This window comes from Streptomyces sp. NPDC058279, from assembly GCF_042881255.1.
GTDB lineage: Bacteria > Actinomycetota > Actinomycetes > Streptomycetales > Streptomycetaceae > Streptomyces.
Genome location: NZ_JBHVYA010000001.1, coordinates 797828 through 809936 on the forward strand (window position 1 = coordinate 797828; position 12109 = coordinate 809936).

The 12109-nt window shown below is 71.4% G+C and carries 12 protein-coding genes; 2 read left to right on the forward strand and 10 right to left on the reverse strand.

Features of this window, described 5'->3' with window-relative positions; translation table 11 throughout:
- Nucleotides 1-198 precede the first annotated feature (198 nt).
- Nucleotides 199-1185, forward strand: a complete 987-nt coding sequence (locus tag ACFVXJ_RS03835) for a LacI family DNA-binding transcriptional regulator (protein ID WP_389658616.1) — start codon at nucleotides 199-201, stop codon at nucleotides 1183-1185.
- Nucleotides 1186-1217: 32 nt separating this feature from the next.
- Here the strand turns inward: ACFVXJ_RS03835 and ACFVXJ_RS03840 are convergent, their stop codons facing one another.
- The 5 genes from ACFVXJ_RS03840 to ACFVXJ_RS03860 all read right to left on the reverse strand — a co-directional run bounded on the left by ACFVXJ_RS03840 (nucleotide 1218) and on the right by ACFVXJ_RS03860 (nucleotide 5843).
- Complete coding sequence (locus ACFVXJ_RS03840; protein ID WP_389658058.1) at nucleotides 1218-2516, reverse strand: DUF6986 family protein; 1299 nt, start codon at nucleotides 2514-2516, stop codon at nucleotides 1218-1220.
- Nucleotides 2517-2690: 174 nt separating this feature from the next.
- Nucleotides 2691-3665, reverse strand: a complete 975-nt coding sequence (locus ACFVXJ_RS03845) for an electron transfer flavoprotein subunit alpha/FixB family protein (RefSeq protein ID WP_389658061.1) — start codon at nucleotides 3663-3665, stop codon at nucleotides 2691-2693.
- Between the two features lie 62 nt (nucleotides 3666-3727).
- Nucleotides 3728-4513 carry an electron transfer flavoprotein subunit beta/FixA family protein gene (locus ACFVXJ_RS03850; RefSeq protein ID WP_389658064.1) on the reverse strand — a complete coding sequence of 262 codons (786 nt, stop codon included), beginning with the start codon at nucleotides 4511-4513 and terminating at the stop codon, nucleotides 3728-3730.
- A 202-nt stretch (nucleotides 4514-4715) separates the two neighbouring features.
- Nucleotides 4716-5252, reverse strand: coding sequence for a flavin reductase family protein (locus ACFVXJ_RS03855; RefSeq protein WP_389658067.1), 537 nt, complete (start codon nucleotides 5250-5252; stop codon nucleotides 4716-4718).
- Between the two features lie 264 nt (nucleotides 5253-5516).
- Entirely contained in the window at nucleotides 5517-5843 is a 327-nt protein-coding gene (locus tag ACFVXJ_RS03860) for a TlpA family protein disulfide reductase (protein WP_389658070.1), read from the reverse strand.
- Nucleotides 5844-6066: 223 nt separating this feature from the next.
- On the opposite strand from ACFVXJ_RS03860, the gene ACFVXJ_RS03865 reads away from it, so the two are divergent.
- Nucleotides 6067-6789, forward strand: coding sequence for a lysophospholipid acyltransferase family protein (locus ACFVXJ_RS03865; RefSeq protein WP_389658073.1), 723 nt, complete (start codon nucleotides 6067-6069; stop codon nucleotides 6787-6789).
- Between the two features lie 86 nt (nucleotides 6790-6875).
- Here the strand turns inward: ACFVXJ_RS03865 and ACFVXJ_RS03870 are convergent, their stop codons facing one another.
- The 5 genes from ACFVXJ_RS03870 to ACFVXJ_RS03890 form a co-directional block, all read right to left on the reverse strand.
- Entirely contained in the window at nucleotides 6876-7478 is a 603-nt protein-coding gene (locus tag ACFVXJ_RS03870) for a transglutaminase family protein (RefSeq protein ID WP_389658076.1), read from the reverse strand.
- 43 nt (nucleotides 7479-7521) lie between these two features.
- Complete coding sequence (locus tag ACFVXJ_RS03875) at nucleotides 7522-8616, reverse strand: threonine aldolase family protein (RefSeq protein WP_389658079.1); 1095 nt, start codon at nucleotides 8614-8616, stop codon at nucleotides 7522-7524.
- On the reverse strand, nucleotides 8595-9356 hold the full coding sequence (locus tag ACFVXJ_RS03880) for an SDR family NAD(P)-dependent oxidoreductase (RefSeq protein ID WP_389658082.1): 762 nt from the start codon (nucleotides 9354-9356) through the stop codon (nucleotides 8595-8597). Before ACFVXJ_RS03880 ends, ACFVXJ_RS03875 begins: the two co-directional genes overlap by 22 nt.
- A gap of 26 nt (nucleotides 9357-9382) precedes the next feature.
- Nucleotides 9383-10789 carry a DUF6421 family protein gene (locus ACFVXJ_RS03885; protein WP_389658085.1) on the reverse strand — a complete coding sequence of 469 codons (1407 nt, stop codon included), beginning with the start codon at nucleotides 10787-10789 and terminating at the stop codon, nucleotides 9383-9385.
- A gap of 153 nt (nucleotides 10790-10942) precedes the next feature.
- On the reverse strand, nucleotides 10943-12082 hold the full coding sequence (locus ACFVXJ_RS03890; RefSeq protein WP_389658088.1) for an LLM class flavin-dependent oxidoreductase: 1140 nt from the start codon (nucleotides 12080-12082) through the stop codon (nucleotides 10943-10945).
- Between the last annotated feature and the right edge of the window lie 27 nt (nucleotides 12083-12109).

Genomic DNA, 12109 nt, shown 5'->3' on the forward strand with positions numbered 1-12109 from the left:
CCTCGAAGCCCCCAGTGGCTTGCCCGCCTCACCCTGCCACGGAAACCCGCTCCCCGGCGGAGTGCTTATCCTCAAGGTCAGAGCCCTGTCCCGGGTCCCTGTCCGACGCCCGCCCGTGTCCCGCCCGACCGCTCCGCCGGAGGTCCCGTGCCCCACACCCGCCGCTCGTCCGTACCCCGTTACGGCAACCGACCGACGATGAAGGACGTGGCCGCCCAGGCGGGCGTGGGCCTCAAGACGGTCTCGCGGGTGGTCAACGGCGAGCCGGGCGTCACGCCCGACACCGAGCGGCGCGTGCAAGAGGCCATCGACGCCCTGGGCTTCCGCCGCAACGACAGCGCCCGCGTGCTGCGCAAGGGCCGCACCGCCACCGTGGGCCTGGTCCTGGAGGACCTCGCCGACCCCTTCTACGGACCCTTGAACCGGGCCGTGGAAGAGGTGGCCCGCGCGCACGGGGCGCTGCTCATCAACGGCTCCAGCGCCGAAGATCCCGAGCGGGAGCGCGAGTTGGCCCTCGCCCTGTGCGCCCGCCGGGTGGACGGCCTGATCGTGATCCCGGCCGGGGACGATCACCGGTACCTGGAGCCGGAGATCCGCGCGGGCGTGGCCACGGTGTTCGTGGACCGCCCCGCGGGCCGCATCGACGCGGACGTGGTCCTGTCGGACAACTTCGGCGGCGCCCGGGACGGGGTGGCGCACCTGATAGCCGCGGGGCACCGCCGGATCGGCTTCATCGGCGACCATCCCCACATCCACACGGCGACGGAACGCCTGCGGGGCTACCGCGCCGCGATGGCGGCCGCCGGCCTGCCCGTGGACGAGTCCTGGGTGGCCCTCGGCCCGACCGCCCCGGCGCCCGTCACGGCCGCCGCCCGCCGGATGCTGGCGGGCCCGGACCCGGTCACCGCCCTGTTCGCGGGCAACAACCGGGTGACGGTCACGGTGGTACGCGTCCTGGCCGCCGAGGGACGCCCCGTCGCCCTGGTCGGCTTCGACGACTTCGAACTGGCCGACCTGCTGCGCCCCGGCGTGACGGTGGTCGCCCAGGACGCGGCGGCCCTGGGACGGGTCGCGACCGACCGGCTCTTCCGGCGCCTGGCGGGCGCCGATCTGCCCCCGGCCCGCGTCGAACTGCCGACCCGCCTCGTCCCGCGCGGCTCGGGCGAACTCCCCCCGCCGGCCTGAACCCCGCGAGCGGGGTCCGGGGCCGCCTGGGCTCAGGCGTTCGCCTTCAGCGTCGCGGAGCGGCGCGGGATGGCGAACGCGTCGAGTTCGGCGCGGGTGAGGCCGGTCAGCGCCGTGACCTCGTCGGTGCCGACGGCCCCGCAGTCGAGGCCGCGGACCAGGTAGCCGGCCAGGGCCTTGGCGGTGGCGGGCTCGTCCATGACGTCGCCCTCGATCTTGGCCACGTACGCCTTCAGCCGCGCCGCCGCGGCTTCCAGCCCCTCGCGGTAGAAGGTGAAGACGGCCGCGTAACGCGTCGGCAGGTGCCCGGGGTGCATGTCCCAGCCCTGGTAGTAGGCGCGGGCGAGGGCACGCCGGGTGAGCCCGTAGTGCAGCTTCCAGGCTTCGTGGACGTGCTCGGTGGTGCCGATCGGCAGCACGTTCGTCGAGCCGTCGGAGACGCGTACGCCGGTGCCCGCGGCCGCGACCTGCATGATCGCCTTGGCGTGGTCGGCGGCGGGGTGGTCGCTGGACTGGTAGGCGGCGGAGACGCCGACGCAGGCGCTGTAGTCGAAGGTGCCGTAGTGCAGGCCGGTGGCGCGACCCTTGGCGGCCTCGATCATGCGGGCCACGGTGGCGGTGCCGTCCGAGGCGAGGATGGACTGGCTGGTCTCGATCTGGATCTCGAACCCGATCCGGCCCGGGCGCAGGCCCCGGGCGGTCTCGAACGCCTCCAACAGCTCGACGAAGGCGGTGACCTGCTCGGCGTAGGTGACCTTCGGGAGGGTGAGGACGAGGCCCTCGGGCAGGTCGCCCCGTTCCAGGAGCCCGGAGAGGAAGACGTCCGTGGTGCGGATGCCGCGGTCGCGGACGTTGGACTCCATGCACTTCATGCGGATGCCCATGTACGGGGCGTTCGTGCCGTTGGCGAACGCCTCCGAGACGAGGCGGGCGGCGCGTGCGGCGGCCTGGTCCTCCTCCTCGTCGGAGCGGACGCCGAAGCCGTCCTCGAAGTCGACGCGGAGGTCCTCGATGGGCTCGGAGGCGAGCTTGGCGCGTACCCGGTCGTAGACGGGGACGGCCAGCTCGTCGGAGATGCCGAGCACCTTGGCGAAGGTGGCGGCGTCCGGGGCGTGCTCGTCGAGGGCCGCGAGGGCCTGGTCGCCCCAGGAGCGGATGGTGTCGGCGGCGAAGACGTCACCGGGGACGTAGACCGTGTGGATGGGCTGACGGGTCCCGGGGTCACCCGGGTAGTGCCGCGCGAGTTCCGCGTCCACCGGGGCGAGGGAGGCGCTGATGCCCTCGCTGACCGCGCCTGCGAGGCTCGTCGCCACCTTCTCCTGCTGACCCATCGTGCACTCTCCTCTTTTCCGCTTCACGGAAGCTTAGATCCGCATAGCAGAATTTAGCCATGGGGTTCCGCTCCGTCAATGGTCCCTCCGCCGCTCGGGACAAACGACTCGGGGCCGTGTGGTGAGAAACACCACACGGCCCCGAGGGCGCACGACGGAGAAGAGAAGCGCAGGTCAGCCCTTGCGCGCCTTGATCGCCTCGGTCAGCTGGGGGACGACCGTGAAGAGGTCGCCGACCACGCCGTAGTCGACCAGGTCGAAGATCGGGGCCTCGGCGTCCTTGTTGATGGCCACGATGGTCTTCGAGGTCTGCATGCCGGCCCGGTGCTGGATCGCGCCGGAGATGCCGGAGGCGATGTAGAGCTGCGGGGAGACCGACTTGCCGGTCTGGCCGACCTGGTTGGTGTGCGGGTACCAGCCGGCGTCGACGGCGGCACGCGAGGCGCCGACCGCCGCGCCGAGGGAGTCCGCGAGGTCCTCGATGAGGTGGAAGTTCTCGGCGCCGTTGACGCCGCGGCCGCCCGAGACGACGATCGCGGCCTCGGTCAGCTCCGGACGGCCGGTGGACTCGCGCGGGGTGCGGGAGACGACCTTGGTGCCGGTGGCCAGGGCGCCGAAGGTGACGGCGAGCGCCTCGACGGCGCCGGCCGCCGGGGCGGCCTCGACCGGAGCCGAGTTCGGCTTGACGGTGATGACCGGGGTGCCCTTGGAGACGCGGGACTTGGTGGTGAAGGACGCGGCGAACGCGGACTGCGTGGCGACCGGGCCCTCGTCACCCGCCTCCAGGTCGATGGCGTCGGTGATGATGCCGGAGCCGATGCGGACCGCGAGGCGGGCCGCGATCTCCTTGCCCTCGGCGGAGGACGGGACGAGCACGGCGGCCGGGGAACCCGCGGTGGACGCCGCGTCGTACGCGGCCTGGAGCGCGTCCACCTTCGGCACGACGAGGTACTCGGTGAACTCGGGGGCGTCGGCGGTGAGCACCTTGACGGCGCCGTGCTCGGCGAGCACGGCGGCGGTGTTCTCGGCGCCGGCGCCGAGGGCGACCGCGACGGGCTCGCCGATGCGGCGGGCCAGGGTCAGCAGTTCGAGGGTGGGCTTGCGGACGGCGCCGTCCACGTGGTCGACGTAGACGAGGACTTCAGCCATGGGAGTGCTCCTGCGAATGCGAAGTAGTCAGGGGGCGATCGAGAGGGTGCCGGCTGAAGCTCTTAGATGAACTTCTGGCCCGCCAGGAACTCGGCCAGCTGCTTGCCGCCCTCGCCCTCGTCCTTGACGATCGTGCCGGCGGTACGGGCCGGGCGCTGCGCGGCGGAGTCGACCTTGGTCCAGGAGCCCTCCAGGCCGACCTCGTCGGCGTCGAGCTCCAGCTCCTCCAGGTCCCAGGACTCCACCGGCTTCTTCTTGGCCGCCATGATGCCCTTGAAGGACGGGTAGCGGGCCTCGCCCGACTGGTCGGTCACCGAGACGAGCGCCGGCAGGGAGGCCTGGAGCTGCTCGCTGGCGGTGTCGCCGTCGCGGCGGCCGGTCACGGTGCCGTCCTCGACCTTGACCTCGGAGAGCAGGGTGACCTGCGGGACGCCCAGGCGCTCGGCGAGGATCGCCGGGAGCACGCCCATGGTGCCGTCGGTGGAGGCCATGCCGGTGATGACCAGGTCGTAGCCGGCCTTCTCGATGGCCTTGGCGAGCACGAGCGAGGTGCCCATGACGTCGGAGCCGTGCAGGTCGTCGTCCTCGACGTGGATGGCCTTGTCGGCGCCCATGGAGAGCGCCTTGCGCAGCGCGTCCTTGGCGTCCTCGGGACCGACGGTCAGGACGGTGATCTCCGCCTCGTCCGCCGCGTCGGCGATCTGGAGCGCCTGCTCGACCGCGTACTCGTCGAGTTCCGACAGCAGACCGTCGACGTCGTCGCGGTCGACGGTCAGGTCATCGGCGAAGTGCCGGTCGCCGGTGGCGTCGGGTACGTACTTCACACAGACAACGATCCTCAGGCTCACGCCGACTCTCCTACCGCATCGTCTTTTTCTGGTACCGCCTTGTGCAGGCAGCATAGGCGCCTTGTCGGGCGGATCCCGATCGGGGCGACCCGCGCCCCGAACAGAATGTTACTCGTCAGTACACAGTGGGTCTTCCCCGGTTGCAAGGCCGTCGAACTGTGATCTGGCCAACGCCGCCCGAACCCGCCCCAGCAGGGACGATTCAGTCCCGCAACGCGTTGAAGCGACCCTGGTGGTAGAGGAGCGGACGGCCTTCGCCGCCGGGGGGCACCGCGGGGTTCCCGGACACCACCTCGGCGATGATCACCCGATGCGCGCCGGCGGGCACCCGCGCCACCACCCGGCACACCAGCCAGGCCAGCACCCCGGACAGCACCGGTACCCCGTGCGGGCCCTGGGCCCAGTCGGTGTCCGGCCCGAATCGGTCGGCGCCGCTGCGCGCGAAGAGTCCGGCCAGCTCCCGCTGGTGCTCGGCGAGTATGTGCACGCCGAGGTGGTCCGAGTCGCGTATCGCGGGCCAGGTGGAGGAGCCGGTGCCGATCGTGAAGGAGAGCAGCGGCGGGTCGGCGGAGACGGAGTTCAAGGACGTCGCGGTGAACCCCACCGGGGCGCCGCCGCCCGTGGTGGCGGTGATGACCGCGACTCCGGCGGCGTGGTGCCGGAAGACGGAACGAAGGAGATCGGGCGATCCGGCCGTGCCGGTGGCGAAACGGGGGGACGGAGCCGTCGGGGCCGTCATGAGGGGTCTTCCTTCTGCCGCGCCGGGCGCGGGCACGATCGGGGGTCGGGGGTCGGGGGCGTTCAGTGATCCCGACAGCGCGCGCTCGCACAGCGGACCAGGTCCACATGCACCCGTCCGTAGAGCAGGAGTTCGTACCTCATGCGGTCAGCCTGGCGATCTCCCGTGTACACAGTCAAGCCGCACCGGCCAGATGTCGGGCGCGTCACGCCGGGTACGGGCGCGCGCACCGGCGCGTACGGAACCCGCGGCCCACCCGGCACGTCACAGGACGGCTCCGAGGGCGGCGATCACGTCGGCCTTCCTCGGCATCCCGGCTGCCTGCCGGACGATCCGCCCGGTGGCGTCCAACACCAGCACGGTGGGGGTCTTCTCGATGCCGAGGGCGCGCACGAGTCCCAGGTTCGACTCGGCGTCCACTTCCACGTGCGCGACGCCGTCCACCATCGAGGCGACGTCGGCGAGGATCCGCCGGGTCGCCGCGCAGGGCCGGCAGAACGCGCTGGAGAACTGGACCAGGGTGGCCCGCTCCCCCGGCCGCACGCCCAATTCGGCCACGCCCAGCCGTGCTCCGTCCCCGCGCACCCGCACCTCGGCTCCCTTCGGTACCCCTGCTCCGGCTTCGGTCGTACGCTGATCCGAGCGCCCCGTCGGTGCGCCGCATTCCCGGCGTGACGAGAATCTCCCCGGGCATGCGCGTCCGGGCTGGCTCATCGGCCGGTATGTGGGGCACCATCCCCATGGTCGCGTACCTACGCTTCCGTAACTTCCAGCCGGGAGCACCTCCCCAGGCAGAAAGCGGGGTCTCCCCACCATGGCTGAGCTCGTCTACCCTCCCGTGATCGGCGCCGCGCACACGCTCTTCCGCGCGTTGGACATCCGTATCGACATGAAGGGCACGGAGAACATCCCGCGCAAGGGCGGGGCGGTCCTCGTGTCCAACCACATCGGCTACCTCGACTTCATCTTCGCCGGTCTGGCCGCGCGCCCGCAGAAGCGGCTGGTGCGGTTCATGGCGAAGGAATCGGTGTTCCGGCACAAGGTGTCCGGCCCGCTGATGCGCGCGATGAAGCACATCCCGGTGGACCGCGCGCAGGGTGAGACGGCGTACGAGCACGCCCTGGAGTCCCTGCGCTCCGGTGAGATCATCGGGGTCTTCCCCGAGGCGACCATCTCCCAGTCCTTCACGCTCAAGAGCTTCAAGTCGGGTGCGGCCCGGATGGCGCAGGAGGCCGGCGTCCCGCTGATCCCCGTCGCGCTGTGGGGCACCCAGCGGCTGTGGACCAAGGGCCGCCCGAAGGACCTCAAGCGCAGCCACATCCCGGTGACGATGCGGGTGGGCGAGCCGCTGGAGGCCCCGACCGACCAGTACGCCGGGGCCATCACGCGGCGCCTGCGCGAGCGGGTGCAGGAACTGCTGGACGCCGCCCAGCGCGCGTATCCGGCCAAGCCCAAGGGCCCCGAGGACGCGTGGTGGCTCCCGGCGCACCTGGGCGGCACCGCCCCGACCCCGGCCCAGGTCAAGGAAGCGGGCTAAGCCGCCCGGCCGGGGCACCCCACGTCCTCGGCGCCCGGCCCGGGCCCGTTGCGCGGACACGGGGCCGGGGACGGGGCCGAGGGCGGTCACAAGGCCGTCGGGAGCCTCCGCCACAGCTCCGACCGGTCCGCGGACTCCCGGAGCGCCGTGAGCACGCCGGCGTGCGCGCCGGCGTAGAGCGTCGGGTAGTCGACCTCGCCCAGCTCGGGGCGGACAGGGAAGGCGAGTCGCTCCCGTTCGAGGTCGAACCGGGCGTCCACGCCCGGCTTGTTGCCGCGCGGGTCCAGCCGCGCCCAGCGGTCGCCGCCGGGCAGCCGGAGCGCGACCAGCCCGTGGAGGAGGGGCTCGGAGCCGTCGTCCTCGGTGAGCCGCTGGTAGCAGAGCGCGGCCGGCACCCCCTTGGCGCGCAACAGGGCGACGAGGGCGTGGGACTTGGCGTGGCAGATGCCGTTGCGGGTGCCCAGCACGTCCGAGGCGCGCCAGGCGACGCGCGGGTCTCCGGCGTCGCGGGAGTGCGGGATCGTGTCGCGGACGAACTCGAACGCCGCTTCGGCGTAGGTGTAGGCGTCGCCGCCGGTGGCGGTCCACAGCGCGTCGGCGGTCTCGACCACGAGGGGGTGCCCGTGGTCGATCGCCTCATCGGCGGCGAGATAGGCGGAAACGTCGGGATGCTCCTGGATCAGTTCCATGATCCAGGAGCATACCTATGCAGCAAGTCGCATGACTATCGATTTATCGCGCGAGTTCTTCCTTCAACGCCTGGAGGAAGCCGTCGACATCCTCTTCCTGGGTGTCGAAGCTGCACATCCAGCGGACGTCGCCGGCGATCTCGTCCCAGAAGTAGAAGCGGTAACGCTTCTGCAGACGCCGCGACACCTCGTGCGGCAGTCGCGCGAACACCGCGTTCGCCTGCACCGGGTAGAGGATGCGGACACCGTCCGTCTCGCGGACGCCCGCCGCGAGCCGCTGCGCCATCGCGTTGGCGTGGCGGGCGTTGCGCAGCCACAGGTCCTTCGCGAGCAGCGCTTCGAGCTGCACCGACACGAACCGCATCTTCGACGCCAACTGCATCGACATCTTGCGGATGTGCTTCATCTGCCGCACGGAGTCGGGGTTCAGCACGACCACCGCCTCGCCGGCCATCATGCCGTTCTTGGTGCCGCCGTACGAGAGCACGTCCACGCCGACCGCGTTGGTGAAGGCGCGCATCGGCACGTCGAGCGAGGCAGCGGCGTTGGCTATCCGGGCGCCGTCGAGGTGGACCTTCATGCCGAGCGAGTGCGCGTGCTCGCAGATCGCCCGGATCTCCTCGACCGTGTAGACCGTGCCCAGTTCGGTGTTCTGGGTGATCGAGACGACCTGCGGCATGGCGCGGTGCTCGTCCTCCCAGCCCCACGCCTGCCGGTCGATGAGCTCGGGGGTGAGCTTGCCGTCGGGCGTCGGGACGGTGAGGAGCTTGAGACCGGCCATCCGCTCGGGCGCGCCGCCCTCGTCGACGTTGATGTGCGCCGACTCGGCGCACACCACGGCGCCCCAGCGGTCGGTCATCGCCTGGAGGGCGGTGACGTTGGCGCCGGTGCCGTTGAAGACGGGGAACGCCTGCGCGTACGGGCCGAAGTGGCTGCGGAAGATCTTCTGCAGGTGTTCGGTGTACTCGTCGTCGCCATAGGAGACCTGGTGGCCCCCGTTGGCCAACGCGACGGCCTCCAGGATCTCCGGGTGCACCCCCGCGTAGTTGTCGCTGGCGAATCCGCGCACCGCCGGGTCGTGGTGGCGGCGCGCGTCGGTCGTCCCGCTAGCGGTTCTCACGGTTGCGGAGTGAGCCACAGGCGCTGTCCGTTCACATCGGGGGCGGACTGGTTCCATACGCCGGTGATGGCCTCGGCCAGCTCCTTGACGTCCGTGAAGCCCGCGAACTTCGCATTGGGGCGCTCCGCGCGCATGGCGTCGTGCACCAATGCCTTGATGACCAGGATGGCAGCCGCCGCCTGCGGGCCGTCCTCGCCCCCCGCCTTGCGGAAGGAGTCCGCCATGGCCAGGGTCCACGCCTCGGCGGCGGCCTTGCCCGCGTTGTAGGCGGCGTTGTTGGCCACCGGCTTGTGGGCGCCGGACTGGCTGATCAGGACGTAGCGGCCGCGGTCGCTGCGGAGCAGGCCGTCGTGGAACGCGAGCGAGGTGTGCTGCACGGTGCGGATCAGCAGCTTCTCCAGGAAGCTCCAGTCCGCCAGGTCCGTCTCGGTGAAGGAGGTGCTCCCGCGCCAGCCGCCGACGAGATGGACCAGGCCGTCGACGCGGCCGTAGTCCTTCTCGATCCGCTCGGCCCACGCCTTGGTGGCGGCGAGGTCCAGCAGGTCGACGGTGTCCCCGATGACGGTGGCGCCGCCGTGCGCGTACCGGGCCGCGTCCACGGCCTCGGCCAGCCGCGCCGGGTCGGCGTCCGACGCGACGACGGTCGCGCCCGCCTCGGCGAGGCGCAGCAGGGCGGCGCGCCCGGCGGGCCCGCCGGCGCCGGCCACCGCCACCACCGCTCCATGGAGGGTCGCGTTGTCGTTCCCCGAGCCGTTCATCCGTGCAGCCTCCTGAGGGCGAGTGGTCACGCGGCCACTCGCTGCGCGTCGTCAGCGTTCACAGCAGTGATGCCCTTCGTGGAGGCGATCACTCCCTTGAGCTTCTTGGCGAGCGCCTCGTAGAACATGCTCAGCGGAAACTCGTCCGGAAGCACGTCGTCCACGAGCTTGCGCGGCGGCAGCGTCAGGTCGAGGGCGTCGGGGCCCTTGGCCCACTTGGAGCCCGGGTGCGGGGCCAGGTAGGTGGAGACGAGCTCGTACGCCTTGAACCAGTGGACGAGCTTCGGGCGGTCGATGCCGGCCCGGTAGAGGTCCTCGATCTCGGCGCAGAGCTGGTTGGTGACCTGCGGGGCGCGCATCCAGTCGATCTTGAGCGTGTTGTCCGTCCAGCGCACCACGTCGTGCTTGTGCAGGTAGGCGAAGAGCAGCTGGCCGCCGAGCCCGTCGTAGTTCCGGTTGCGGTCACCGGAGACCGGGAAGCGGAACATGCGGTCGAAGAGGACGGCGTACTGCACGTCACGACCGTGCTCGTTGCCCTCGGACTCCAGCTTCACGGCCTCCTTGAAGGCGGTGAGGTCGCAGCGCAGCTCTTCCAGGCCGTACATCCAGAACGGCTGGCGCTGCTTGATCATGAAGGGGTCGAACGGCAGGTCGCCGTGGCTGTGGGTGCGGTCGTGGACCATGTCCCACAGGACGAACGCCTTCTCGCAGCGCTCCTGGTCCTCGACCATCCGGGCGATGTCCTCGGGCAGCTCGACGCCCAGGATGTCGACGGCGGCCGCGGTGACCTTGCGGTAGCGGGCGGCCTCGCGGTCGCAGAAGATGCCACCCCAGGTGAACCGCTCGGGGGCCTGGCGGACGGCGATGGTCTCCGGGAAGAGCACGGCGGAGTGGGTGTCGTAGCCCGGGGTGAAGTCCTCGAAGGTGATGCCGAGGAACAGCGGGTTGTCGTACCGGGTGCGCTCCAGCTCGGAGAGCCACTCGGGCCAGACCATCTTCAGGACGACGGCCTCGAGGTTGCGGTGCGGGTTCCCGTTCTGCGTGTACATCGGGAAGATCACCAGGTGCTGGAGGCCGTCGGCGCGCTCGGCGGCCGGGTGGAAGGCCAGCAGGGAGTCCAGGAAGTCCGGCACGGGGAAACCGGCCTCGGCCCACTTGCGCAGGTCCGCGACGAGGGCCCGGTGGTAGGCGGCGGCGTGCGGGAGCAGCGGCGACAGGGCTTCGACACCCGCGATCACCCGCTCGACGGCGGCGGCGACGTCGGCCCGTCCGGGGGCGCCCTCCGCGTCGAGGTCGATGGAGCCGTCCGCGGCCTGCCAGGGGCGGATCTCCTCCACGGCGGCCTTGAGCTCGGGCCACGCCGGGTGGTCGACCACCCGCGTCCCGGCGGTTATCACGGCGCCACCGGTGCCCGGCACAAGAGTTTCCGTCATGTCACTTCCTCCACAGGAGAACCTCACGTCCGAGCAGCGTAAGCGGGCGAGGCTCTCCTGTTCAAGAGGAGACTCGGGAAAATATCCTGCGCTACCCCCCACTCCACGGGAATTCTTCCCGTCCTCTGCTGCGGATACGGTCGTCCCGGTCGCTCATCCGTCCTTGCCCGCCGCCGCGTTGCGGAAGTGCGGGATCACGGTGTCCCCCCACTGCCGCAGGGTCTCCAGACACGCTTCCTGGGGCACCGTGCCCATCTGTATGAGGCACATCACCTCGTCGGCCCCGGCCGCACGGAGCCGTTCGACGTACGCGATGGCCTCCCGCGCGCTCCCGTAGGCGTGATCGGCGTTGAAGGTGGCCGTCGACGTGGGCCGCACCGGGATCTCCAGTTCGTGGAGGCGGGCCACCACCTGTTCGGCCGCCTCGCGCATCCCCGCCGCCTCGTCGGCGCCCGCCACCACGGCCTCGTCGGGCACGCCCGCCCCGCCGTACCAGTGGCCGATGGACTGGGCGAAGAACCGCTGGCCTCGGATGCCGATGCGGCGGGCCTCCCGGGGGTCGTCGAGCACGATGGTCGGGCAGAGCACCGAGAAGTGGTCGTTCACCGCGCTCGACACGAAGCGCTTCCCGTCCCGCCGGGCGATCGCGGCGTCGTACGCGGCCCGCATGCCCGCGATCGACTCGGGCCCGGCGAAACCCATCACCAGCGCGCCCACGCCCAGCTCGGCGGCCTGCTCCAGCGTCTCGGCCCGGCTGCACGCCAGGAACAGCGGCGGGTGGGGGGTCTGGGCCGGGCGGGGCAGGATCGGGTGCGGGCCGATGTCCAGCAGCTCGCCGTGGTACTCCAGCTCCTCCGCCTGCCAGGCCCGCCCGATGATCCGCAGCGCCTCCTCGACCTCGGCGGTGGTGTTGTCCTTGTCCACCCCGAACAGCGAGGTCTCCTGGGTGGTGCCGCCGCGTCCGGCGCCCAGGTCGAGCCGTCCGCCGGAGAGCAGGTCGAGCATCGCGGCCCGCTCGGCGACACGGACCGGGTGGTTGAAGCGGAAGGGCATGCAGACGACGCCGTGGCCGATGCGGATGGTGCTGGTCCGGGCCGCGACCCAGGTCAGGAAGATCTCCGGGCTGGACATGTGTGCGTACCACTTGAGCGCGTGGTGCTCGACGGCCCAGATCCGGTCGAATCCCACCCGCTCGGCGAGCACGGCCTGTTCCACGCAGTCGCGGATGACCTGGTGCTCCTGTTCCACCGTCGGGTCGGCCAACTGTGCTTCGAAGATCACGGAAAACTTCACGATGCCTCCGGCAGGGCCGCGCCGGGC